The 22,091-nt window shown below is 62.8% G+C and carries 28 protein-coding genes; 6 read left to right on the forward strand and 22 right to left on the reverse strand.

The genetic code is table 11. From position 1 onward, the window contains the following. Positions 1-48 precede the first annotated feature (48 nt). From JD971_RS05650 to JD971_RS05670, 5 genes are all read right to left on the reverse strand, one after another. Positions 49-525: a CopG family transcriptional regulator gene (locus JD971_RS05650; protein WP_202086582.1), complete on the reverse strand. Its 477-nt coding sequence runs from the start codon at positions 523-525 to the stop codon at positions 49-51. Then, positions 522-2,516: a conjugal transfer protein TraG gene (locus JD971_RS05655; protein WP_202086585.1), complete on the reverse strand. Its 1,995-nt coding sequence runs from the start codon at positions 2,514-2,516 to the stop codon at positions 522-524. Before JD971_RS05655 ends, JD971_RS05650 begins: the two co-directional genes overlap by 4 nt. Before the next feature lie 100 nt (positions 2,517-2,616). Continuing rightward, positions 2,617-3,318, reverse strand: coding sequence for an RES family NAD+ phosphorylase (locus JD971_RS05660; RefSeq protein WP_202086588.1), 702 nt, complete (start codon positions 3,316-3,318; stop codon positions 2,617-2,619). Then, complete coding sequence (locus tag JD971_RS05665) at positions 3,305-3,643, reverse strand: antitoxin Xre-like helix-turn-helix domain-containing protein (RefSeq protein WP_236672289.1); 339 nt, start codon at positions 3,641-3,643, stop codon at positions 3,305-3,307. Before JD971_RS05665 ends, JD971_RS05660 begins: the two co-directional genes overlap by 14 nt. Before the next feature lie 167 nt (positions 3,644-3,810). Beyond that, complete coding sequence (locus JD971_RS05670) at positions 3,811-5,559, reverse strand: DUF3363 domain-containing protein (RefSeq protein WP_202087382.1); 1,749 nt, start codon at positions 5,557-5,559, stop codon at positions 3,811-3,813. 238 nt (positions 5,560-5,797) lie between these two features. Between JD971_RS05670 and JD971_RS05675 the strand changes: the two genes are divergently transcribed. From JD971_RS05675 to JD971_RS05685, 3 genes are all read left to right on the forward strand, one after another. Beyond that, positions 5,798-6,556: a transposase gene (locus tag JD971_RS05675; RefSeq protein ID WP_202086592.1), complete on the forward strand. Its 759-nt coding sequence runs from the start codon at positions 5,798-5,800 to the stop codon at positions 6,554-6,556. After that, complete coding sequence (gene tnpB, locus JD971_RS05680) at positions 6,553-6,906, forward strand: IS66 family insertion sequence element accessory protein TnpB (RefSeq protein WP_202086595.1); 354 nt, start codon at positions 6,553-6,555, stop codon at positions 6,904-6,906. Before JD971_RS05675 ends, tnpB begins: the two co-directional genes overlap by 4 nt. Positions 6,907-6,978: 72 nt before the next feature. After that, positions 6,979-8,514, forward strand: coding sequence for an IS66 family transposase (locus JD971_RS05685; protein ID WP_202086598.1), 1,536 nt, complete (start codon positions 6,979-6,981; stop codon positions 8,512-8,514). 105 nt (positions 8,515-8,619) lie between these two features. On the opposite strand, the gene JD971_RS05690 is transcribed toward JD971_RS05685, so the two are convergent. The 13 genes from JD971_RS05690 to JD971_RS05750 form a co-directional block, all read right to left on the reverse strand. Then, entirely contained in the window at positions 8,620-9,300 is a 681-nt protein-coding gene (locus tag JD971_RS05690; protein ID WP_371809716.1) for a lytic transglycosylase domain-containing protein, read from the reverse strand. A gap of 4 nt (positions 9,301-9,304) precedes the next feature. Further along, complete coding sequence (locus JD971_RS05695; RefSeq protein WP_202086601.1) at positions 9,305-9,637, reverse strand: DUF736 domain-containing protein; 333 nt, start codon at positions 9,635-9,637, stop codon at positions 9,305-9,307. Beyond that, positions 9,634-10,215 carry a S26 family signal peptidase gene (locus tag JD971_RS05700; protein WP_236672290.1) on the reverse strand — a complete coding sequence of 194 codons (582 nt, stop codon included), beginning with the start codon at positions 10,213-10,215 and terminating at the stop codon, positions 9,634-9,636. Before JD971_RS05700 ends, JD971_RS05695 begins: the two co-directional genes overlap by 4 nt. After that, on the reverse strand, positions 10,212-10,739 hold the full coding sequence (locus tag JD971_RS16810) for a DUF2840 domain-containing protein (protein WP_371809739.1): 528 nt from the start codon (positions 10,737-10,739) through the stop codon (positions 10,212-10,214). The genes JD971_RS05700 and JD971_RS16810 overlap by 4 nt, the downstream gene beginning before the upstream one ends. 161 nt (positions 10,740-10,900) lie before the next feature. Further along, positions 10,901-11,773 (reverse strand): replication initiator protein A, encoded by an 873-nt coding sequence (locus JD971_RS05710; protein ID WP_371809717.1) that lies wholly within the window; start codon positions 11,771-11,773, stop codon positions 10,901-10,903. Positions 11,774-11,791: 18 nt separating this feature from the next. Continuing rightward, a complete protein-coding gene (locus JD971_RS05715; RefSeq protein ID WP_202086607.1) occupies positions 11,792-12,064 on the reverse strand; it encodes an AlpA family transcriptional regulator in 273 nt (90 codons plus the stop codon). 572 nt (positions 12,065-12,636) lie between these two features. Continuing rightward, complete coding sequence (locus JD971_RS05720) at positions 12,637-12,858, reverse strand: hypothetical protein (protein WP_202087386.1); 222 nt, start codon at positions 12,856-12,858, stop codon at positions 12,637-12,639. 401 nt (positions 12,859-13,259) lie between these two features. Then, positions 13,260-13,658: a single-stranded DNA-binding protein gene (locus JD971_RS05725; RefSeq protein ID WP_202086610.1), complete on the reverse strand. Its 399-nt coding sequence runs from the start codon at positions 13,656-13,658 to the stop codon at positions 13,260-13,262. A gap of 267 nt (positions 13,659-13,925) precedes the next feature. Then, positions 13,926-14,195, reverse strand: a complete 270-nt coding sequence (locus JD971_RS05730) for a hypothetical protein (RefSeq protein ID WP_202086613.1) — start codon at positions 14,193-14,195, stop codon at positions 13,926-13,928. A gap of 71 nt (positions 14,196-14,266) precedes the next feature. Continuing rightward, a complete protein-coding gene (locus JD971_RS05735; protein ID WP_202086615.1) occupies positions 14,267-14,620 on the reverse strand; it encodes a hypothetical protein in 354 nt (117 codons plus the stop codon). 285 nt (positions 14,621-14,905) lie between these two features. Further along, complete coding sequence (locus JD971_RS05740) at positions 14,906-15,313, reverse strand: hypothetical protein (RefSeq protein WP_202086617.1); 408 nt, start codon at positions 15,311-15,313, stop codon at positions 14,906-14,908. A 14-nt stretch (positions 15,314-15,327) separates the two neighbouring features. Then, entirely contained in the window at positions 15,328-15,981 is a 654-nt protein-coding gene (locus JD971_RS05745) for a DUF2231 domain-containing protein (RefSeq protein WP_371809718.1), read from the reverse strand. 225 nt (positions 15,982-16,206) lie between these two features. After that, positions 16,207-16,617, reverse strand: a complete 411-nt coding sequence (locus JD971_RS05750) for a hypothetical protein (protein ID WP_236672292.1) — start codon at positions 16,615-16,617, stop codon at positions 16,207-16,209. A gap of 154 nt (positions 16,618-16,771) precedes the next feature. On the opposite strand from JD971_RS05750, the gene JD971_RS05755 reads away from it, so the two are divergent. Together JD971_RS05755 and JD971_RS05760 are read left to right on the forward strand one after the other, a co-directional pair. After that, the gene (locus JD971_RS05755; protein ID WP_236672293.1) at positions 16,772-17,107 is read left to right on the forward strand and encodes a hypothetical protein; all 336 of its coding nucleotides are present in this window, start codon (positions 16,772-16,774) and stop codon (positions 17,105-17,107) included. A 93-nt stretch (positions 17,108-17,200) separates the two neighbouring features. After that, positions 17,201-17,641 (forward strand): hypothetical protein, encoded by a 441-nt coding sequence (locus JD971_RS05760; RefSeq protein ID WP_202086626.1) that lies wholly within the window; start codon positions 17,201-17,203, stop codon positions 17,639-17,641. A 13-nt stretch (positions 17,642-17,654) separates the two neighbouring features. Here the strand turns inward: JD971_RS05760 and JD971_RS05765 are convergent, their stop codons facing one another. The 3 genes from JD971_RS05765 to JD971_RS05775 all read right to left on the reverse strand — a co-directional run bounded on the left by JD971_RS05765 (position 17,655) and on the right by JD971_RS05775 (position 19,976). Beyond that, a complete protein-coding gene (locus tag JD971_RS05765; protein WP_236672294.1) occupies positions 17,655-18,389 on the reverse strand; it encodes a PepSY domain-containing protein in 735 nt (244 codons plus the stop codon). A 20-nt stretch (positions 18,390-18,409) separates the two neighbouring features. Next, positions 18,410-18,895: a nuclear transport factor 2 family protein gene (locus tag JD971_RS05770; RefSeq protein WP_202086627.1), complete on the reverse strand. Its 486-nt coding sequence runs from the start codon at positions 18,893-18,895 to the stop codon at positions 18,410-18,412. 91 nt (positions 18,896-18,986) lie between these two features. Next, a complete protein-coding gene (locus JD971_RS05775) occupies positions 18,987-19,976 on the reverse strand; it encodes a copper resistance protein B (protein WP_236672295.1) in 990 nt (329 codons plus the stop codon). 48 nt (positions 19,977-20,024) lie between these two features. Here JD971_RS05775 and JD971_RS16815 point away from each other — a divergent pair, with 48 nt between their 5' ends. After that, positions 20,025-20,159: a hypothetical protein gene (locus JD971_RS16815; protein ID WP_256435290.1), complete on the forward strand. Its 135-nt coding sequence runs from the start codon at positions 20,025-20,027 to the stop codon at positions 20,157-20,159. A 41-nt stretch (positions 20,160-20,200) separates the two neighbouring features. Here the strand turns inward: JD971_RS16815 and JD971_RS05780 are convergent, their stop codons facing one another. Then, positions 20,201-22,051: a copper resistance system multicopper oxidase gene (locus JD971_RS05780; protein WP_202086629.1), complete on the reverse strand. Its 1,851-nt coding sequence runs from the start codon at positions 22,049-22,051 to the stop codon at positions 20,201-20,203. Positions 22,052-22,091 lie beyond the last annotated feature (40 nt).

The raw sequence follows: 22,091 nt of genomic DNA on the forward strand, positions 1-22,091 counted from the left end.
CTCTCCTCTATTCGTAGGGTTTCCCTGCCGGACTATCGACAACCTCTGTCAGGGCTGCGCCGGAGACTCCGGACCGCCTCCGTTTCTATTCCCGACCTCACCCAGTTCGGGTTCCGGAGCCGCGCGAATGAGATCGTCAGCGAGATGCCTTCCCGTCTCCATGCGCCGTGCGAGCGCTTCGACGAAGAAGTCGAACCGCTTTTCGGCATCGGCACGCGCGGCAGCGTTGGCCTCAGTCGGGATTGCCGGGGTCACCGCCAACCATCGCCTGAGATAGAGCGCGAAGGCCTCGTTCCCGACCTCGATATGATAGTCGAGCTTGCCGATCTGTCGGCTTATGCGATCAAGTCGGCGGCTGAAGGCCGCTTCCATGCGTTCCGATCCATCGGGTGACAGGAACGAGGCAATGGCGGCCTCCACCACCGAAGCCTGCGAAACGCGCTTGCGACCTGCGTAGTCGGCGAGCTGCCTGGAAAGGGCTGGCGGCAAGCGAAAGGTATGCTTGATACGGTTGCCCTTGCTCATAACTCGATCCCGTCGCCCGGATCGAGTGCAGCGCGCCGCGCATTGGCCTGCATCCGATCGGCCATCCTGCGATTGCGGTTTGCCTGATCCTCGTCGCTACGGTCGTCAAACTCAAATTCGTTGGGAATTGCCATGGGCGGCGGCGCCACATCCTCGTATTCCGGCAAGTCGGGCGATTGGCGGATCCCGCCATCGGACTGGCGATCATCGACCTCGTACTCTTCAGATCCGGTCAGTGATTTCTCCGATTGCGAAGGCGGGATCACATGTCTCCCGTGCCACTCACCCTTGTCCGGCGCGAACTCCGACTTTTTGCCCGTTGGCGGACGCTCTACCCTTTTGCTGAGCCGGGGATCGCGGTAGTAGCGCGCTTTCCTGGCACGGATCGGATGCACGCCTGCGAGCATCACGATTTCGTCGGTGTCGGGAAGCTGCATGATCTCGCCTTGGGTCAGTAGAGCGCGCGCCGTCTCCGACCGCGAGACCATCAAGTGGCCGAGCCAGGGCGAGAGGCGATGTCCGGCATAATTGCGCATCGCCCGGGTCTCGGTCGCGGTCCCGAGCGATTCCGAAACGCGTTTGGCGGTGCGCTCGTCATTGGTCGCGAAGCACACCCGCACATGGCAATTGTCCAGAATGGCATTGTTCTGCCCGTAGGCTTTCTCGATCTGGTTCAATGACTGGGCGATCAGAAACGCCTTGATGCCGTAGCCCGCCATGAAGGCGAGCGCGCTTTCGAAAAAGTCGAGCCGGCCCAAGGCTGGAAACTCGTCGAGCATCAGAAGAAGCCGTTCGCGATCGGCACCCTCCTGCAGGTCCTCGGTCAGGCGTCTTCCGAGCTGGTTGAGGATGAGCCGGATGAGCGGCTTGGTGCGGCTGATGTCGGAGGGCGGGACAACGAGGTAGAGTGTGACCGGTTGGCCCTGTGCCACCAGGTCCGCGATCCGCCATTCGCAATGACGGGTGACCCGGGCGATGACCGGATCGCGGTACAGCCCGAGGAACGACATGGCAGTCGAGAGCACGCCCGAGCGTTCGTTCTCCGACTTGTTGAGCAATTCACGGGCCGCGCTCGCAACCACCGGATGGATGCCGTCTTCCCCCAGATGCGGTGTGTGCATCATGGCGGTCAGTGTCGCCTCGATTGATCGGCGCGGATCGGAGAGGAAGTTCGCCACCCCGGCGAGCGTCTTGTCAGGCTCGGCATAAAGCACATGCAGAATAGCCCCGACGAGAAGCGCATGGCTGGTCTTTTCCCAGTGATTGCGCCGTTCGAGCGAGCCTTCCGGATCGACCAGTACATCGGCGATGTTCTGCACGTCGCGCACCTCGTTGATGCCGCGCCGCACTTCCATCAGCGGATTATAGGCTGCCGACGCCTCATTGGTCGGATCGAACAGAAGCGTGCGGCTGAAGCTGGACCGGAAACCAGCGGTCAGCTCCCAGTTCTCGCCCTTGATATCGTGGACGATCGCCGAGTGCGGCCAGGTCAGCAGCGTCGGCACGACAAGGCCGACCCCCTTGCCGCTGCGCGTCGGTGCGAAACAGAGCACATGTTCTGGCCCGTCGTGGCGAAGATAGAGATTGGCGTGCTGGCCGATAATGACGCCCTTGCCCGCCAGAAGGCCAGCGCGTGCTATTTCGGAACGGGTCGCCCAGCGCGCCGAGCCATAGGTCGCACTGTTCCTGATTTCTCGGGCGCGCCAGACCGACATGCCGATCGCGACAACTACCGACACGAGACCGCCCGATGCAGCAATCATTCCGCCGGTCTCGAAGATGCGCGGCGCATAGGCTTCGTAGCTGAACCACCACCAGAAGATGGCGTAAGGCGGATAAATGGGCGATCCGGAGACACTGAACCACGGCGCGCCCAGCTGCGCCTGGTAGCCAAGAGCGTCCGCGGTCCATTGGGTACCCGCCCAGACGCCTGCGAGCGTGAGGGCGAAGACGACGAGTATCTGACCCCACAATATCCGGGTTGCCGACACGGCTGTCTCCTTTCGTGAAGGGCAGCACGGCGGCTTTGCATCGCATATTCAAGTCAGAAGCTGCGTGATCGCAGGCTGGCGTAGCGAAAGCGGCACGCGGCTAGATTGCTTCCCAATCATAGGCCGGATTGCCAGACCAGGTCAGCCGGTACATTGAACCTTGCGCGACCGATTGCACGACATTGGGCCACAAGGCCGCGATGCATGTTCCGCCCGCATGGCGGACCGAAGGATAGATAATGCCGTTATGGTAAGCGGCGCGTGACTGCGCCGCTAGAGCATTGCCGACAGGATAGCCTTTCGTCTTGTCCGGATCGAGTGCCGGGTGATCGGGCGAGCCGCGCAGATCGATAAAGACCCCCGCCATGCTGGCGATCATCTCGCCATATTCGACAACGGCATCGAAATCGCCGGCATCGGCGAGCGCCTGGGTCAGATGATGACCGACCTCGGCGATACAGGTCTCGACATCGAGCGCGGCATACCATGCGCCGCGGTTCGCGGGGTTGAAGCGATTGGACTCGCGCGGCTTGGCGTATGCAAAGCTCGCATTGATAAATCTGGCATGCGGCACGCCGTGAACCAGTTCGTCGGCTGTCAGCCCGCCAAGCCCGCGCTCTTCGGCGATCAGGCGCGAACTCGTCGCCCCCTCGATTTCAGCGAGCAGCGCGAGATCTTCGTTACTGTCGGCAAGCGGAGCCATGACCGCTTCGCGCAAACGCGCGCTGGAAACGAGCCGGACCGTCCGCTCGAAGGCTTCGCGGATCTGCGGCGGCTCGCCTGCCTCCTCAGAGCCCGCCACGAAGCGCGTCGATATACTGTCTGGTCTCCAGCATGCGCGGAATACCGCCTTCGATCATTGCCTGGATGGGCGAGCGGCGATCGAAGACCGGCGCCCTGTTTTCAAGCTTCGGCCAGCGGTCGGCCATGTCGTTGGCAAACAGCAGGTGCAGCCCCTTGAACAGGCCGATCAGCGCCGACGCGCGGGTCAACTGGTCCTGACCGAGCGAGCCTTCCCATGTTCCGGCTTTCATCCGGTCCCAGGTGCTTTCGGACACGCCGAGCAGTGCAGCACCGTCGGCATTGCTCGCACCCCAGGCCTCGATGAGCCGCAGCACGGCTTTCACCGCAGCGCTAGTGAGGCGGCTGCGATCATCGTCGCTCGCAAAGGTCTGAAGCCCGCTGGGAGCTTCGGCATGCTGAATTGCTGCACTTACCATATCGCATCTCCTGACGCTTGTATAAGCATCATATGACGCGTTTGTCAAGGTTTCCTGTGCAAGCGCTGCGTTCTTCAAATTACTGGACCGCGCGAGCGCGCAAAGTTCCAATCGACACCGCCGCGTTCATTGACCTTGCCTACGATCTCTTTCCCCAAATGCTGCTCAAGGTCGCGCCTCCAGGGCACGAGCTGGAAGCCCACTCCGTCATCGATCATGGCAAACCGGCCCGAGGCGAGCGTGATGCGCTCGCGGTAGGTGCCGGAAACATGTTCGCCCTCCGCCACCGGCCTTGATTTACGACCGTAACGCGCGGCCAGCGCTTCAGCCGCTGAGTCCAGTTCCTGCTTGCGGAGTGTGCCCAGCAGATTGCGGGCCAGGGTCACGCTCTTCCCATGCCGCTTCGCCAGCCCTTGATCGACAAGCCAGTCACGGCGCTCATCCAGAGCCAGCCGCACATCGGCGCCAAACCCGCTTCCCAGCGTCTCGGCTCGAGGCGACAACAGCTGCCGATCGAGCCAGGTTGCGCCGCGAGCGTCGACCTGCCGCTCGAGCGGCAGGTCCGAACGCACCAGCAGGCTGCTGCGCCGTCGCCCCTTGCGGTCGGTCCATTCGCTTGTTTCAACGATGGCTCCAGGCGCTGCATCGCTCGTCTGGTCCAGATCGGGGAAGCGAAGATAGTGCGCGCGGCCGTCAACTCCTTTGACGATCGCATAGGCCTCGCCCGTCAGCTCATTATGAAGACCGCGCTCGACCAACCTTCCAATGACTCGGCGGTTCTCGTCTTTTCCATGCAGCGCGAAGGATGCAAGGCCGTCATGCGCGCCGCGTCCACTCATCGCCTTGTGCAAGGTCTTGATGATGTCGCCGCGCTCGCCCAGCGCGCGCAATGTCGGTTCGCAATCTGCGGCCAAGGTCCAGCGCGCCGACCCGACCCGCTCAGCCAATCCCATGCGTTCGAGCATTTGTGCGCGGCCAATAAGGAATGCGCGGTTGCTGCGGCGTGTCGCATCGGCCTCGGGGGACAAATCGACCACGCCAAGATCGTCGCGCTGATTTTGCAAGCGGCGGTCGAGCGAGGTCCAGCGCTCGGCATCGACCTCGCGGCGGAGCGCTTGCTGAATATCGCGCTCGCTGCGCGGGCCGAGCTCGACGGTGACGCGCTCCTGGGCGCGGGCACGCATACCTTCGCTGATATACGAGCGATCGATCACCAGGTCCTTGCCGCCCGAGGCAACGCCGCGAACCAGAACATGGACATGCGGGTTGTCGGTATTCCAGTGGTCGACCGCCACCCAGTCGAGCCTGGTGTCGAGATCGCTCGCCATATCTTCGAGGATTTCGCGCGTGAAAGCGCGCAGGTCGGCCATCTCGCTTGCGTCTTCCGGCGACACGATGAAGCGGAAGTGATGCCGGTCGTCTTCGCAGCGCGCGGCGAAGGCATCGCCGTCGACCTCATCCGACAAGGCATCGAACATCTGGGCATCCGATCCGTCACGGGTGACGCCGTCGCGTTCGAGATAGGCGATGTGGCGGGCGAGCGGTGCCGAGCGGAAACGGCTGCCGCTATGACGGACGACGCGCGTCTTGATAATGACCCGCCGCTGGAAAGCATGGGAGCGGCCTCGGAACGCAGCATGTTTGCCGCGCCCCAGGTGCCCGGTTCCGCCTCCCGCCCGGCCTCGCCCGAGCGGTGTATAACCTGATCGGCGCGAGGCCTGCAGCACGCGTGCGACCAGCGTACCGGCCTTGCGATAGGCGCGCGCATCACTGTCTCTCGACCGACCTGGCCTGATATCGAGTTCATCGTCAGCCACAGACAGGAAAACCGGTAGACGGCGCTTTCAGCATTGAAAAGCCTAAGGATTTCGATCCAAGCGCCTGCAGGCGTACAGCAGAGACGGCGCATATTCTCCCGCAAAACCAACCACCTGCAGCCCGGCCGACGGCGCTGCTTTTATCTCGCCATCCCTCCCTTCCATGTAAGCGTCCGGTATCGGCACCTGATTTCCGGGGTGCAATTTTCGTCCAGCGGGTGTTCTCGTGGTGGCTGGAGGTTGCATGGCTGCTCGTTCCCATTTTGATAATCCGGCGCGGCGTGAGTGGTGGTCGGTGCATGTCGAGGCGTGGCAGCGCAGCGGACTGTCGCGGCGCAAATACTGCCGGGCTCACAAGCTGACCGAGACGACTTTCGCGCGCTGGATCGATGTGCTGACCGACGCAAAAACGGCTAGAATCCGTGTCGAACGCGCAGCTGCCGAGCGGCGGGCGAAGCGCAGCCGCAAGGGCGGCAAGCTGACGAGAGACCGCCGCAATCAGGCAGCGCAGGCGTACTGGGCGATGCATGTCGAGGCGCTCGAATGGAGCGGGATGACGGTGCGCGAGTATGCCGCCGCGTTGTCGATCTCGCAGCACAGCCTGCGCAGATGGCGCGATCTGCTGGCCGATCAGGAGGTGCCGGTCGACTGGCGCGCGCGGCTGCATCCGAGCGCCAGGCCGCAAATAGGCAGCGCTGCTAGTCCTAGGACTAAGGGCGAGCTTAGTCCTAATAATCTGCATGCAGATGCAGTTCCGGGGTTGACCGAAGGCGCTTTGCGTGGGTCCGAACAGGCAGACCGGGTGCAGCGGCGCAGCTTCAGTGAGAACGAGAAGCGCGCGATCGCGATGCAGACGCTCGAGCCTCATGTGACCGTCTCGCAGGTCGCGCGGCGGCACGGGATCGCGACCTCGCTGCTGTTCCGCTGGCGCGCGCAGCTGGGGCTTGGCGCAGGCGAGCAGGTGCGTCTGGTGACGGTGCGGGTTGAGGAGAACGTGCGATGATGCTGCTTCCGGCAGGTACGAAGGTGCATCTGGCGCTGGGCCATACCGACATGCGCAAGGGGATCGATGGTCTTGCGACCATGGTCCAGGAGGTGCTGAGGCAAGACAGCTTCTCGGGTCACCTGTTCGCGTTCCGAGGGCGCAATGCGCGGATCATCAAGATCCTCTACTGGGACGGCAGCGGGCTGTGCCTGTTCACCAAAAGGATGGAGCATGGCGGCTTCGTTTGGCCGAGCGTGCACCAGGTGGGCGAGAGCGTGACGCTCTCCCATGCGCAGCTGGCGATGCTGATCGAGGGGATCGACTGGCGGCGTCCCGAGCAGCAGTGGAGGCCGCGAAAGGCGGGCTGAAAAACTGCCTGAAACCGGCGCGAAACCGGCAGAAAAGCTTGAGAAAATGCTGCTCTTATGGTAGCAGAATCCATGCGGCTCGAGCTCGACAATCTGCCGTCCGATGTCGGTCTTCTGCACCAGTTGGTGCGCGACATGGCGTCGCTGGTCGAGACCCGCAATGACGAGATCGAACGCCTTCAGGCGATCATCACCAAGCTCCAAAGGATGCAGTTCGGGCGCCGCTCCGAGCGGCTCGATCCCGACCAGTTGGCGCTCGGTCTGGAAGACCTCGATGCCGATATCGCGCGCATCGAGGAGAACGGTCCGGTCATCGCTGGCGATGCCGATGCGGTCGGACGGCGTCCACACCGCGCGCCGCTGCCCGATCATCTGGAGCGCGAAGAGGTGGTGATCGACGCGCAGCACGAGGCCTGTCCGTGCTGCGGCGGTGCGCTTCATAGTATGGGCGAGAGCGTCTCCGAAATGCTCGACTGGGTGCCGGCAAAGCTGCGCGTGATCCGCACGACGCGTCCCAAATATGCCTGCCGTACATGCGGCAGCCTGGTTCAGGCTCCGGCTCCCGAGCGCGTGATCGCGGGCGGGCTGGCGACACCGGCGCTGCTCACTCAGGTGCTGGTGAGCAAGTACTGCGACCATACCCCGCTCTACCGCCAGTCGCGCATCTTCGCCCGGCACGGGATGGAGCTCTCGCGTTCGACGCTGGGCGGATGGGTCGGTGGTGCATGCTGGTGGCTCGAAGCTCTGCATGAGCGCCTCTGCGCCGATGTGTTCGCTTCCGACCATCTGTTCGCCGACGACACGCCGGTTCCGGTGCTCGATCCGGGACGCGGGCGGACCAAGACCGGGCGCTTGTGGGTCTATGCGCGCGAGCAGCGCGGATGGGGCGGGCCTGCACCGCCCGCGGCGGTTTACCTGTTCGCGCCCGACCGCAAGGCGGAGCGACCGATGACGCATCTGCGCGGATACAAGGGTGTGCTGCACGTCGACGGCTATGCCGGGTTCGAGCGTCTGACCGCGCGCGGAGACATCGTGCTTGCCGCGTGCTGGGCACATACCCGGCGCAAGTTTTACGACGTTCACCAGCAGACCGGCTCGCCGGTGGCCGAAGAAGCGCTGCGGCGTATCGCCGATCTCTACGCGATCGAAGCGAAGGCGCGCGGACGCTCGCCCGACGACCGCCTCGCATGGCGCCGCTCGCTCAGCGCGCCGCATCTGGCAGTGTTCAAGCCCTGGCTCGAAGCGCAACTGGCGCAGCTCGCGCGCAGCAGCACCCTTGCCGATGCGGTCCGCTATGCGCTGGCGCGCTGGGCGGGCCTCACCCGGTTCCTCGACGATGGTTGCATCGAGCTCGACACCAATCCGGTCGAGCGCGCGATCCGTCCGGTCGCGCTCGGACGCAAGAACCACCTGTTCGCAGGCTCCGATGGCGGCGGGCATCGCTGGGCCATCATCTGCTCGCTGATCGAGACCGCAAAGCTCAACAAGGTCGAGCCCCATGCCTGGCTCAGCGATGTCCTGACCCGCATGGCCGACGGTCATCCTGCCAGCCGACTCGACGAACTCCTGCCGTGGAACTGGACGCTCACTCATCAGCCCAGAACCTGACGTGCAAGAACCGGACGCTAACCCTTCCATTGATGCCTAGGTCTCCGCTCCTACGCCCGCTTTCGCCAGGGAACGCATGCCTGCGCGAAGGTGCGAGGACCGCTCTCATTGAGGGCAAGCCGTCGAGACGGGCGCGAAAAGATCATGCGCGGGCTGTTCCGGGCGCGCAAAAGGGTTCGCTACGGGGCCGGGCGCAGCCACCTCGTCCAACTCTTGTCGCGCCGCGCCGGAAGGCTGCAAGACGCCGGGCGGAACATTCCCGGCTTGAAGAGGCGCCGCCGCAAAAATGCGCTCGGACTGCAACAGGGGCGCAATCCGGGCGACATAGCGGCGTGTTTCGAGTGGCAGCGAACGCCGTCCGGCAAGCCAGTCTTCGTAGCGTCCCGGACCCGAATTGTATGCAGCGAGGAAACCTTGCGCGCCGTAGCGATCGTACATTTCGCGCAGGTAAGAGGTACCGGCCAGAATGTTGTCGCGTGGGTCGAAAGGGTCTTGCCCAAGCGAGAACCGGGCGCGCTGCCGCGCCCAGGTTCCGGGCATGAGCTGCATGAGACCCATCGCTCCTGCTCTGGAAACGGCCCGCACCCGGCCAGCACTTTCGACCCGGATCACCGCGTAGATCCAGCGCTCGGGAATGCCGAATTGCTGCGATGCTTCGCTGACATGCACTGCAATCTCGACGCGCGGGGAAGGTCGGACAAACTGCTCCGATTGCGCAAAACCCTGCGCCGGACTCGCCGCCAGCATGGCGGCCAGGAGTCCCGGCAGAAGATACGGGCGGGGCACGGAATCAGTCCTTTGCCGGGCGGCGCGCGCTGCGCGACCATATCAGGACATGGCTCTGGTCGTCAGAACTGAACAGATTCGCGCGCAGGGGCCCCGCCAACGCTGGGTCGTCGATGAGGAGCGTAACGAAGCTGCCTGCCCTGTCGCCGACATGCTTCCAGCCTGCGCCCACTTCGTAGGTTTCCTCGCCCTCGCCTGCCATGATGCGATAGTCCGGGGCGTTCTCGGTGTCGCCGGGGTCGGCGGCCACGAGGGTCAGCGGCCTATCGATGGTCAGGGTTTTCAGCCGCCCCTCGAAGCCGTCGGGTGTAGCTGTAAAAGTGCCGATACAGGTCATTGTGCGTCTCCTTCAGTGACGTTGGGGATGGGAAAGTCGGCAAGCGAGGCAAGCAGGACATAGTTTCCGTTGCCCGCTTCATCGGTCCAGACGGGCCGCGCCCGCCCGATGACATCGGCGCGTGCGACAGGCCCGAAATAACGCCCGTCAAAGCTGCCGGGGACGCGCGTGTTCATCGCGAACAGTTCATCCGCAGCGATAGTTCGGCACCCTTCCCAGACCGGCAGTTCGCGTCCAAGGCTGTCGAGCCGACGCGCCGCTCCCGCAGCCGTCCCATTGATTGTGATCAGAAGGTCGTGCCGGCAGACCGTATCCCCGCCAAGCGCCGCGACCTCCTTGATGAGCGGAATGCCCGCAGGAAGATAACCGCGCGAGGCGAGGTATCGCTGCAGCCTGGAAGAAGGTTCGATCGCGACGCGGTCGCCTATCTGAATAGCGGTCTTTGCGCCGATAGAGTACAGGCCAATCGGCACGCTGGCAGTCGCGTTCCAGACGAAAAGTCGCGAGAGCGGGAATGCAACGCTGGCTAGTGTCGCTGCCGCGACCATCCCTGCCAGAAAGGCGGTGCGCCGCCTCATGATTGCAGCTTTCGCCGCCGCAGCCAGGCGCGATGGCGCGCAGGGGAATAGGAACGTGCCTGCATGCCCGCTGCCAGCCTGTTGTGGACATGACGCCAGTGGTCCGGAGCCACATCGCAGGGATCGATGCCGTGCTCCTCGATCGCATCGATCAGCGCAAAGGCCTGGCGGACTTTGGGCCAGCCTTTCACCGACAACAGGATTTGCGCGCCGGGATCGACCTGCGGCAATGTGGTCAACGGGTCGCCGATGCTGACGGCGCGGGCGATCGCGAACGCCGAGCGGATAGTCCCGTAATCGTTCGAAGCCCACCGAACCAAGGCAAAGACCTGTCCGGGAGCATAGCTTTCGATACGCGTCCGGCGATCAAGAATGCGCTCTTCAACGGGCTTGCCGAACCGAAGCCAGTCTTCCTGCACGCCGCCGCGCCACACCAGTCTGACATGCGTGAGTGGCGGTTCACCGGTACCTGCGTCGACCCTTTCCGCGGGCGGAAGCGAAGCGCGCGCTGCGCTTTTGCACAGGCGTGGCTGTGTTAGCAGGAATCTGGAAGATTCCTTGTTAGCATTGTTAAGGGCTCCGCAAGCGCTGCGTTTCCGGCGAGTCGCGCGGGCTCTCGGTTCCTGATAGTCCGGGCATCGGGTTCCCGATCGTCCGAACGTTATGGTTCCTGATAGTCCGAACATCACACGCCCTTTTCCACAAGGGGCAGACCGATGCGGCGCCGCGCAGCTGTAAAGGGATCGACAGGCGTCGCGACGAACAGGAGGCGCTCGCGGCCGAACTGGTGCTCAAGAGCGAGACTGTAGCCCGGCAGGGACTGGCGGCGGACGATGGTCCGCACTTCGAAAGCGAAGCGCTTCAATGGCGAGAGCGCGCCCGATTTCACATGCAGGTGCGAAATGTCGAAACTCCACCCGCCCTTCTGCTTCCCGCCGTGTTTGCGAACGATGCGATAGAGCCAGCGTTCGAGACCGCCGGTGAGCGCGAAATAAGCCGGGTCGATGGTCAGGACGAGCGCACGGTCGAGCACGCCCTCGTAGAGCCAGTCTGGCAGGATCATTTCGATGCCGAGTGCGCGCCCCTTGTCATCGAGCCGTTCGCGCCATTCGTTGATCCAGGAAAATCGTCGGCGTCGCCGTGCTCCGTCCTGCCGGATCGAGGTGGCGATGCTGGTCGACTGCAATCGGTCGAGCGCCGCCTTCAGGCGCTCGTAGCCAGCTTTTCCGGTTCCGCGCCGGGTGAAGGTCAGGATTTCATGGGGCGTCGCAGCGATCAGGCGCGAGGTGGCTTTGCCGGCATCGCGCGCCTCGACGATCTGGCTCGCTACCCAGATCAGCACATCGGCATCCCAGATCGTAGCCATTCCATGCTCGGCGGTCGCTTCGACCAGAATGGCGACCTCGCCCATACGAAAGTCGATCGGCTTCACCCGCTTCGTCTTGGCAAGGCTGAAGAAAGGCCAGGCCATCAGGTCCTGGGCATCGCGCGCGGCGATGTCGCTGCCCGCGCCGACGAACAGGTCGAGCTGTCCGGCCTCGCCGTCCGATGTCCTCAAGGAGCGCATCATACCGCCTCAGCGCCGGACCGGACCGGTGTAGCCGTCGATCCGCTTGGCAGGATGGACGATGCCCGTGCCCGGATCGCTGGTCGAACGGCGCAGGCCCTGCTCGGCCCAGGCGTCGAGATCTTCGGGCCGGTAAACGATGCGGCCTCCGAGCTTGTGGTATACCGGCCCTGTTCCATAGCATCTGTGCTTCTCGAGCGTGCGCGGCGAAAGCCCCAGATGCACCGCGGCATCGGGGGTGCGCAGGTAACGGGGGCGGACCGGATCGGGGACGGCGGGCATTGTATGAGCTCCACGAGGCTTGGGTGGCTGCGGCTAACTGCCGCTGATTGCGGAGGGTGATGGCGCATGCCTTGGCAATGGGGGGAGCGACACAATGGTGCGTTCGGATTTGTCGCCCCTACCGGTAGTGGGCTCGCTAAGATCGAGGAGGGGCGACATCCGTGTAGAGCCCGGCGACATCGCGCCGCCCGGCAGGCTTTCGGCTGCAATGCCGAAAGGCCCGAAAGAGAAGGCGCACCTGCGAGAGAGGCAGCGGCCAAGGGCCTGTGGGAAGCAAGGCAAGCGGGGCATGTCGCGGCCGTAGCTTCCCGCTCGCCCGACCCGCTGCCGATTCGCAAGTGCGTGCGGGGCCCCGGAACGCATAATGCCGCACCCTCAGGAGCGCATCGCCAGATGCGCGGGACAGAGTGCGTCCCCAGCCCCGCTCGACATAGCCCGACGGACAGTGGGCCAGGCTGATACTCGGAGAAACGCCGGTTTCTACGGGATAGAAACCTTGACCCTGAAGCCCGGCCACTGAGACACATGAAAAAGGGCAGGAACCGCTGCTGGTCCCTGCCCTGCCGGATGACTCAGAACTCGTCGAGCATTCCGCCATGGACGGTATGAACGACCCGGATCGCAAGATGCGGGGGCAGCGCGTTGTAGTCGCCTTCGTCGACCGCGCGATATCCGATCTCGTCATCCTCGATAACATGCTGGTCGAAGAAGCTGTGCAAGGCCCGTTGCTCGGCTGTTGCCAGAGCCTCGAAATAGTTGCGCGAGGGCAGTGTGCATTGCGTGAAATAGGTCATGATAATCCTCCTGAAATCTGTCGTAAGACGACAGGAGGTCGGCGGATGGGCCTGGGCAGGCCGGGTCACAGGATCGCCTGCCAAGGCGACCGCGAAGCGGCGCAGGGGGTGACGATTTTGTCCGGTGCCGGATGCAATCCGGCGGCGGGCAAAATGGTGGGGCCCCTGTCGTCCTTGATGCGGGCGGCGCAGGACCATCATGCTGGAAGTGCGGTAAAGCCAGGCCAATCCAGTCCACCACAATCGACGGCTTCGAATGAGCGCTGCCAGCATGGATCTGGCCATCTGGGCAAAGCTTGTCTGACCCAGGGAGAAAAGATCGAGCGAAAGGACAGGTGAACAGCAAAAAGGCCCTGCCGTTTCCGGCAGAGCCTCTTCGTATAGTGACGACCGGATCGATGTCAGTCGATCTCGGGAGCGTCGGTGTTGTCGTTGTCGTCACCCGAGCCATTGCCGCGGGAGAGGAAGTCGACCTTGTCGGCGAGGATCTCGGTGCCGTAGCGCGTGACGCCGTCCTTGTCCTCCCACTGGGTGTAGTGGATGCGGCCCTGGACACTGACCAGCTGGCCCTTGGAGCAATACTGGCCGACGGTCTTGGCGAGGCCGTTGAAACAGGTCACCCGGTGGAACTCGCTTTCCTTGGCGGTGTAACCGTTCTCGTCCTTGTAGGTCTTGCCGTCCTTGTCGCGTGCGGGGCGATCGGTGACGACGGTGATCCCGGTGACGTTGGTTCCGCCCTGGGTCTCGCGGGTTTCCGGATCGCGGGCGATGCGGCCAGTGAGGATTGCGATATTGGTCATGAGATAAGTTCCTTCAGTTCCTCAAACCGGAGACCATCTCCGGCTTGCGAACATCCAGAAGAAGCAGGGCATGGGAGGACTGCACCGCAGGAGCGAAGCTCCAAGGGAAACCTGTTTATGACGGGTGGTGCGGGCAGGCAGCGCAGCTGCCAACACGGCCGGAAAGGAACGGGTTGCTGCCCTCAGCTGACCTGGTTCAGGACTGTTCGCGGCAAAAGCTGGATGGGTATCGGGCGTGGGTCTGAAGGTGCCAGGACCCTGCTGCAATCAACCTACCCCATCGCCTTCCGATGCCGCCAGGAGATCCATGAAATTGCGGGCTGAATCCCGATCATCTGCCTTGTCGAACACGGCCTCGAGGTCGGGGGCAGACCCGAGCAGGTAGAGCATGGCCCACAAGGCAAAGCGCTTGCCCCGGTCATGCTCGAGACCGAGATCGACCTGGCACCGCTCGATCCCCGATGCCAATGTCTCTGCGCCAACCATTCCGAGATCGGCAGTGCGGAAATAGCGGACGAGGAGCGTATCGAGGCCCATCGCAGTCTCTTCAGGTCAGCGATCCAGCCGCAGGCAGGAGCGCCAGGGTTCGAGGGCCGGTCATGCGTCGGTCAATCGGCTGAAGGTTCCTCGCGAAACCGTCGAGCGCGCTCGACAAAGTGCTCCATTTGTGTGGCAGCGTGCAAGGTTAGCGGATGCTGCGTCGCGTCGGCGCGTGGGGAGATGAACTCGGCCAGTTGTTCGATCGCAGTGAGCTGATGATCGCTTGCCGTGGACAATAATCCTAGCACCATGTTTTCGAGCGCGATCACCCTTATGCGTAGCTGGATTATTTCGGCATCAGTGAGCGGAGGGATGTCCCATTTCTCGCAATCGGCCGCGAGGGCTTCCTGCGGCCCGCAAGGGAGCGCACCGCCTTCGTCTTCCCAGCGCGACAGCGCACCGGCCTTTCTTTTTTCGGCCATTGGCAGTTCCTTTCCATGTCCCACCTGGCGATTGGCAGCGCAATGCTTGCATAGCACGAAGCCATGCCGGGAAGCGCCTAGAACGTTGACAACGAAGACAAAGAGACGGAACCCCGCGCGTTGGGTTGGTCTTCACGCGGGGTTCCAGAACGGCCCCATGGGCACCTGCGACCCGCAGGGCTTCGGGGGGAGGCGGGGCCGTCCTTTTCTGATATCCGGATTTCCGTCGCGATTGCTTGCAGACGATTTCTCCTGACTATCCTGACTGATGGACCATGCGCCGGATTACATGCCTTCCATGTCGTGATCGGCCATCGAGGACATGTCATGGTCGGCATGGGGATCGGCGGGCGGGGTCGCCTCGCTCTCGGGTTGAGCGCGCGGTGCCGGCGCGGCGGATGTGGCAATTACGCGTGGTGCCGGTGAGGCGGCTCGCCGAGACGCGGGCGCGGCAGCATCGCCTTTCGAAAGAGCGTCCTGCCGCGCAGCCACTGACTCACTTTCGGAGGGAGAGGTTGCCGGGTCTGCAAGACCACCCTCGGGTGCCGTGCCGGGCATCACCGTCGCTTCGCCCATCGGCGACACCTCTGAGGTGGGTGTGCTCTTCTGCGCTTCGTCGCAAGCAGCAAGAGCGGACACTAGTGGCACAATCGCGAGAATCCCGAACGCCGCTTTTAATCTGGAAGTACGCATGCTGTTCAACTCCTTCAGAGCCAGGAAATTCCGAGATGGTTTGGCCCATGCGCGAGCTCGCCGCCAAGGAAGCCCTGCACCAGAATAAGTGCCGCCATCGAGAAGATAGCCGTACGCAACCATGCGCGGCTCTGGCTCGGCCTGCTCGCGAGGTATGCCATCGCAATACCGAGAACCGCGATCAGCATACCGTTCCATCGATGCACCTGCATGACGGTATCGCCGCCGAACCATAGCCCGGTGTGAATCCATCCGAATAGTGCGGCTATCACCGCACCGGTCGCTCCGCCGTAAACGAGTACGCGCACCGCACTTTCCAGGCCCGCTCCTTTCCGGCGCATCACGAACAATTCGGTGGCCGCAGCCATGAGAAACAAGGCAATCGGGAAATGGATCGTTGCCGGATGCAGTTTTTTCAGGACGGCGATGACGCCGGAATCGCCCTCATCAGCATGGCCACCAGCCTCGTCATGGCCTCCACTTGCTTCGTCGTGCCCGGCTGAGGGCTCGCCAACCGCTCCGCCGTCGCCCATCTGCGCCATGGCCGCCTGGTCGTGCGCATCGCCATTCGCGGCGGCAGGCGCGGCGCTCGTCTCTTCGCCGTGTTTTTCGTCGCCATGAGCCTGAACTGGTCCGACGAAGAGCAAGCTGGCGGCCACGATAGCCATGAATTGTATTCGTTTCATTCTCTACGGGCTCCGGTCTTGGCGATGGTCGTGCGACCTATCGTGTCTGTAATGCTCTGCGAACCTTCATCTCTTGCGGTGATGGAGCGCGGCGATCGTCGACGCGTGAGGGTTCAAATTTTACTTACGAGATGGTCGGGCCTGGCACCGCGCCCTGGTAAGAGTGTGGCCAGGCTCAGGCACAAGCGAGAGCCCGGCCACCGCCTCCTAATCGTCTTGCGCTATGTTCTCGTGAGCGGCCATCTGCTCCATCATGTCATGCATCATCATGCGCTGGTGACAGGCCGCCATCAAATCGGAATTGTCCCCCTGCATCATCCCCGCCATGTGCTCCTGCATCGCTGTGCGGTGCTCGGCCATAAGCCTTTGGCGTTCGGCAGGATCGCTCGCCGCTCGGGCCTGCTGCATCAGCGCGCGCATTTCAGCCATCTTCTCGCGATGGGCCGTCATGGCCTCGGAATCCTGCATCATGTGGCTAGCGTGATCCTGCTGCTGTGCCGCAGCCTGAGCTCCGTGGTCATGCTGTTCCTGAGCCATCGCCGGAGTGGCTGTCAGACCAGTAGCGAGAATGAGAGCTAGAGCTGTCCGTTTCATAATCGATTTCCTTTCGTCGGTCATGCGATGGGTGCTGTGCGCATTCATTCTCTTTACGCAGCCAACATCTCTTCCCCTCAAACAATTACCGCGCCCACCGGAGACGGCTGAGCCGATCGCACAACCGGTTGCAGGAATGGGGTTTTTCGGTCACCCTTTTTGACCGAAGCCTGTAGAGATGAATGAGACAGATCATGGTGACAACAGAGCCGTCGGAGAAGCAGTCGTGAGCACGGTCAATGAGAACGGCAGCTGGGATATCCCGGAGCCCGATCATGCCGAACTGGTGCAAATGCGCATTCGCCTCATAACTCTCGAGAACATAGTTCTCGGCCTTTTGTCCGGGGCGAGCGATGAACAGATCGAACAGATCAGGAAACGTGCGGACATGATCGAACCGCGCCCCGATGCGAGCCGGCATCCGCTTACCGAACTGGCAGCAGGTGACATGCGGAAATTTCTCGAACGCGCTGCTCGCATGGCCAAGACCGAGAGCCGCGAAGACCGTGACTGATCCAGGCTTTGGGGCAGCAAGGGCGTTATGCAGGACGTGGAACTTCAGCCCGACGCTATTTCCTTGCGCACATCATTCCGGCGTATCCGCAGTATGACCAGAACCCATTGGCTCATCTTTGCTTGTGGAGGCCTGATCGCGTTCGTCTGGGAGATCTTCCAGATGCCGTTTTTCAAGCCGGGAAATCTCGAGCCCTTTGATCAGACCATTCGCTGCGGCATTGCAAGCCTGGGCGATGGCGTGATCCTGCTGACAGCTTACAGCCTTGCAGCATTGCGCGGCGGGCATGCGTGGCCCTGGCAGTCAGACAAACTACCCTATGCGATCTATTTCGGCTTCGGGCTTGTCGTCGCCATTGCCGTCGAAATGATCGCCACATCGCTTCCGGCAAACAGTTTCCTAAGCTGGCGCTACAGCGAGTTGATGCCGCACGAGCCAGTAACGGGACTGGCGCTGATCCCGATCGCGATGTGGACGATCGTGCCGGCGCTAACGATCCTTCTGGTCCGCTTTGCCCGAGCCAAGGCCGAGTGAACAAGGGACGCTTTTAGGGAGCGTTGGGCGCAGGTTTCGCCCGCCGCCTGATCCTGGGAAACCGGTTGGCAAGCAGGACAAAGCCCGAAAGCGCGATGATTGTCCCGCCGATCCCGAACAATAGCAGCCACCAGCTGTTGATCCGGTCGCGCTGCGTCCAGTCCATGATATGCAGCCCCCAGACAAAATCGAACAGGCGCCAGGTGTCGCTGCGGGCAGCGAGCACCGAGCCGCTCGATGCATCGATGTAGACGCGGGTATTGTCCTCATCGCCATAGGTGATCTGCCACGCCGGAAACGGACCCCGGAATTCGGTCCCGACAGCATCTTCGATGAGGCGCGTGGTCGCTATGGTGGTTGGTGGCCCGGTCCAGGCATAGCGAGCGATGGCCTGTGCGCTTGCAGCGGGAAGAGGCGAAAGGAGAATGCCGCTGTCCGGGTCGCGGAGCGTGACGCTTCCATCGTCCCGGCGGACCTCGGTTACGGCCCTGCCGCCGACCGCGCGCGTCGCAAGGGAAACCACCCCCTCCCTGCTATCGAGCCATTGGGGCAGGACAGCATCAGCGGGCAGGACCTCCGGTGCGCGCGAAACGACATGTTCGGACCGGACCTCTTCGATGTCGAGGAACGACATCAGCGCCCCGGTGATCATCCACAGTAGCACCTGGACGCCGACAAAGACTGCTAGCCATTTGTGAAGCTTGTTGCCCAGCACATGAAGACGCAGCTTGAAAGAGCGTGTCGCCAATCGGTGTTCCCCCGATCAGATCAGTTGTTACGCGGTGCGCGTGACGATGAATGGTACTGAACGATCTTCCAGCCATCTGCATCATGGGCGAGGACCGAGGTCGCAACCCCTTCGCGGTCGATTACGCGACCGTCGGCCAGTTCGATCCGATAGGTGTACGTTTCGCGGCCATACGCCATATGTCCCATCCGGGTGACTGCGAGCGTCGGTTCGCCGAAGGTGAAGCTGGTTATTGCATCGAGTTCCGGTCCTAGGTGATGCTCCATGTAATGCGTGAAGCTGCCTTCCGCCTTGCCGTTTTCGTAAACGAAGGATTCCTCGGCAAACAGCGCGGCCATGGCCTCTGCATCGCGCGACGTCAGGGCATCGCGATATGATGTCAGAACCGCTTCTGCGCCAGCAACGTCATCGTTCATCGCAGCCATATGCTCAGCATGGTCCATGTCCTGGGCCGAATGGTCCATCTGCGTCGAAGCCGCAGGGTCCGAGTGCGCAGAATGATCCATGGATTGTGCCAGTGCGGGAGTGCCCCCTGCGGCCAAGGCCAGGGCGACCGCGCTTAGGGATAGTCTTGTCCTCATTGTATATTTCCTTCTCTTAAAACCAGAATCGCATGCCCACGACGTAATTCGTCACGCTAGGGTCTTCCCCTGCGGCGCGTGCAAAATCGGCACTCTGACCGATCCGCCACTCCTGGGAGACGCCGACATAGGGCGCGAATTCGCGTGCGAACTCGTAGCGAAGACGCAGACCTGCCTCGATCCGGTCGAGGCCAGCGCCAATGCCGAGTTCGGGAATATCCTGAGCCGAAAGAGCGATTTCGGCTCGCGGCTGGAGGATCAGCCGCTGCGTGATGCGCTGATCAAGCTCGCCCTCGAAGCGCGCGGTTACATCACCCTTGTTCGATACGAACGCTGCAACGTCGACCTCGAACTGGTAGGGAGCAATGCCCTGTATGCCAATGACAGCATGGGTGCGCTCGGGTCCTGTCAAATCCTGGCGCACACCTGTCTGCAGGTCGAAAAAGGGAGCGATCGCCCGGCTCCAGAGTGCCTGGACTTCGGCTCCCTCGACAGGCTCACCGAAGCTGCCTTCGCCCTCGGATTTGAACCAGAACTTGTCGATATCACCACCATAATAGCCCTGGATGTCCCAAAGATATCCATCCGCTCCCTCGCGGGCGCGGTATTCGAGCCGGTCGCCCTGAAACCAGAAGCGCATCCCGCCGTCGGTCTCGCGGACAAGTTCGCGCCGCGCTTCGTTCATGGCTTCCTCGCCCCAGATCGCAACCGCCGCGCGCGCGGGACCGCTCCCAGCTTCGGGAGGAGGCGGCAGCAGCGGGATATCGTCGTTCGAGCTCATCTGCATCGCCGAATGGTCCATGCCCTGCATGTCCTGCGATCCCGTCTGCCCATGGTTCATCTGGCTGTGATCCATCTGCCCACGGTCCATCGACAAGCTGCTGGCTTCCGCCTGCCCCATGTCGCCGTGGTTCATCTGCGAATGATCCATCGCGCCTTCGCTAGGCCTGCCCTGCGGCATCGAGCCATGATCCATCGTCGAATGGTCCATCGTCGAATGGTCCATCGCAGCTTCAGGCGGGGCAGTACGTTCGCACGCTCCCTCTGTTACCGGATGTCCCATCGCACGATGGCGCGCAGCTTCTTCCTCGCACTTTACCTTGGCGTCAGACTGCGCCTCGGCGCTCTGCTGCGGCTCCGCCGGCGAGTGACCGGCATGCTGGGCTGCGGCGGGCGAAGCGAGGACTGAACCTGCTGCGACGGAGGCGAGGAAGCTGAAATTGAAAGTCTTCATGCTTCGCTCCCGTCCGGATTGGCAACCGTGACGATCTGAAACATCCCGGCATGCATGTGGTAGAGAAGGTGGCAGTGGAAGGCCCAGTCGCCCGGCTCGTCCGCCGTCAGGTCGAACTGCGCGCTGCCACCCGGCTGCAGGATAACTGTGTGCTTGAGCGGTTGACGGTCGGCCGGGGCGCCATTGACCAGCTCGAAGAAATGGCCGTGCAAGTGAATTGGGTGCGCCATCATCGTATCGTTGATGAGCTTCACGCGCACGCGTTCATCGTAGGCAAAGCGGATCGGCTCGTCGGAGACGGCGGAGAACTTCTTGCCGTCGAACGACCACATGTAGCGTTCCATATTGCCGGTCAGATGGATTTCCATTCGCCGTGACGGCGTGCGGCCCTCGCGGTGCGGCGTCAGAGCACGCAGCTTGCGATAGTCAAGCGTGCGGTGCGGCACATCGGCAAGGCCGATGCCGGGATCGCCCATACGGTCGACCGGGTTCATCGCAACCATGTCGAGGCCAGGTCCGACCCTGACATCCGGCGGCAGCCGAGACGTGTCGCGCATCTGCATGCCCCCCGCCATGCCAGCCATTCCGGCCATCTCCGCCGAACCGCCATCCATACCGGACATCCCATCCGCGCCAGCCGCTCCGCTCGATCCGTGATCCATTCCGGCCATCCCGCCGGCACCATGGTCCATGCCGGCCATACCAGCATCGCTCTCGCCGGCTCCGTGGTCCATGCCGCTCATGCCCATATCGGCCATGGTCAGTAGCGGGGGATCGCGCAGCGGCGGGATGGCAGCGCGTGCTCCAGGCGTGCTCGTCAGGGTTGCGATGCCCATGCCCGAGCGGTCCATCGACTCCGCCACCAGCGTGTAGGCCTGCTGTTCGCGGGGCGTCACGACCACGTCATAGGTTTCAGCAACGCCGATCTGGAACTCGTCGACTTCTACCGGTTCAACGTTCTGCCCGTCCGCCTGAACGACGGTCATCGGCAGACCGGGAATGCGAATATTGAAAAAGGTCATGGCTCCGGCATTGATGAAGCGCAGGCGTACGCGCTCGCCGGGGCGGAAGAGGTATTCCAGATTATCGAGCGGGCCGTGACCGTTGAGAAGATAGGTATAGGCCGCGCTCGACACATCGAGAATGTCGGTCGGCATCATGCGCATTCTGGCCCACATCCGGCGATCCTCGCCCGAGAGCGGATAGTCGTCGGTCCAGGTGTTCTGGTTGTAGTTGAAGTAGCCTTCGCCCTTCTTGAGCTTGTCGAAGATCGTGTGGGGCGACATTTCGCTGAACTCGCTCAGCACCACGATATATTCGCGGTCGGCCTGCACCGGATCGGGACCTGCGGGATCGACCACGATCGGACCATAATGACCGGCCTGTTCCTGCAGCCCGCTATGCGAATGCCACCAATAGGTGCCCGCCTGCCGCACGGGAAATTCCGCTGTGAAGGTCTCGCCCGGCTTCACGCCGGGAAAACTTACGCCCGGCACGCCATCGAGCTGGAACGGCACGAGCAGGCCATGCCAGTGGATCGAGGTGTCTTCCTCAAGCTGGTTATGAACGTTGAGGCGGACGGTGGTCCCTTCGCGCAGGCGAAGGAGCGGCCCAGGGATGCTGCCATTGACGGCAATCGCGCCGCCACGCCTGTTGCCGGAGGAGAAAGCCGAACGCGCAACCGTCAGATCGATATTCGGTCCGGTCGCCTCGTCGATACCTCGTCGGGCGGCCCCGGAGAGCAGATCTCCGCCTCGCGCCCAAGCGGGAACGGCACCGGCCAGGCCAAGCAGGCCCAGCCCGCTGGCACTTGCTCCAAGGAATTTTCGGCGATTTACGGCAGGCATAGGGAGCTCCTGAAAATGCGTATACCGTCACTTACGCGGC

The organism is Croceicoccus sp. YJ47 (assembly GCF_016745095.1).
Classification (GTDB): domain Bacteria; phylum Pseudomonadota; class Alphaproteobacteria; order Sphingomonadales; family Sphingomonadaceae; genus Croceicoccus.

Bases quoted from the DNA above. Each gene is read 5' to 3' on its own strand.
- JD971_RS05650 (WP_202086582.1), bottom strand. From the start codon at position 525: ATGAGCAAGGGCAACCGTATCAAGCATACCTTTCGCTTGCCGCCAGCC.
- JD971_RS05675 (WP_202086592.1), top strand. From the start codon at position 5,798: ATGGCTGCTCGTTCCCATTTTGATAATCCGGCGCGGCGTGAGTGGTGG.
- tnpB (WP_202086595.1), top strand. From the start codon at position 6,553: ATGATGCTGCTTCCGGCAGGTACGAAGGTGCATCTGGCGCTGGGCCAT.
- JD971_RS05685 (WP_202086598.1), top strand. From the start codon at position 6,979: ATGCGGCTCGAGCTCGACAATCTGCCGTCCGATGTCGGTCTTCTGCAC.
- JD971_RS05695 (WP_202086601.1), bottom strand. From the start codon at position 9,637: ATGACCTGTATCGGCACTTTTACAGCTACACCCGACGGCTTCGAGGGG.
- JD971_RS05700 (WP_236672290.1), bottom strand. From the start codon at position 10,215: ATGAGGCGGCGCACCGCCTTTCTGGCAGGGATGGTCGCGGCAGCGACA.
- JD971_RS05715 (WP_202086607.1), bottom strand. From the start codon at position 12,064: ATGCCCGCCGTCCCCGATCCGGTCCGCCCCCGTTACCTGCGCACCCCC.
- JD971_RS05720 (WP_202087386.1), bottom strand. From the start codon at position 12,858: ATGACCTATTTCACGCAATGCACACTGCCCTCGCGCAACTATTTCGAG.
- JD971_RS05725 (WP_202086610.1), bottom strand. From the start codon at position 13,658: ATGACCAATATCGCAATCCTCACTGGCCGCATCGCCCGCGATCCGGAA.
- JD971_RS05730 (WP_202086613.1), bottom strand. From the start codon at position 14,195: ATGGGCCTCGATACGCTCCTCGTCCGCTATTTCCGCACTGCCGATCTC.
- JD971_RS05735 (WP_202086615.1), bottom strand. From the start codon at position 14,620: ATGGCCGAAAAAAGAAAGGCCGGTGCGCTGTCGCGCTGGGAAGACGAA.
- JD971_RS05740 (WP_202086617.1), bottom strand. From the start codon at position 15,313: ATGCGTACTTCCAGATTAAAAGCGGCGTTCGGGATTCTCGCGATTGTG.
- JD971_RS05745 (WP_371809718.1), bottom strand. From the start codon at position 15,981: ATGGCTATCGTGGCCGCCAGCTTGCTCTTCGTCGGACCAGTTCAGGCT.
- JD971_RS05750 (WP_236672292.1), bottom strand. From the start codon at position 16,617: ATGACCGACGAAAGGAAATCGATTATGAAACGGACAGCTCTAGCTCTC.
- JD971_RS05755 (WP_236672293.1), top strand. From the start codon at position 16,772: ATGAATGAGACAGATCATGGTGACAACAGAGCCGTCGGAGAAGCAGTC.
- JD971_RS05760 (WP_202086626.1), top strand. From the start codon at position 17,201: ATGACCAGAACCCATTGGCTCATCTTTGCTTGTGGAGGCCTGATCGCG.
- JD971_RS05770 (WP_202086627.1), bottom strand. From the start codon at position 18,895: ATGGATCATTCTGCGCACTCGGACCCTGCGGCTTCGACGCAGATGGAC.
- JD971_RS05775 (WP_236672295.1), bottom strand. From the start codon at position 19,976: ATGGACCATTCGACGATGGACCATTCGACGATGGATCATGGCTCGATG.
- JD971_RS16815 (WP_256435290.1), top strand. From the start codon at position 20,025: ATGTCCCATCGCACGATGGCGCGCAGCTTCTTCCTCGCACTTTACCTT.
- JD971_RS05780 (WP_202086629.1), bottom strand. From the start codon at position 22,051: ATGCCTGCCGTAAATCGCCGAAAATTCCTTGGAGCAAGTGCCAGCGGG.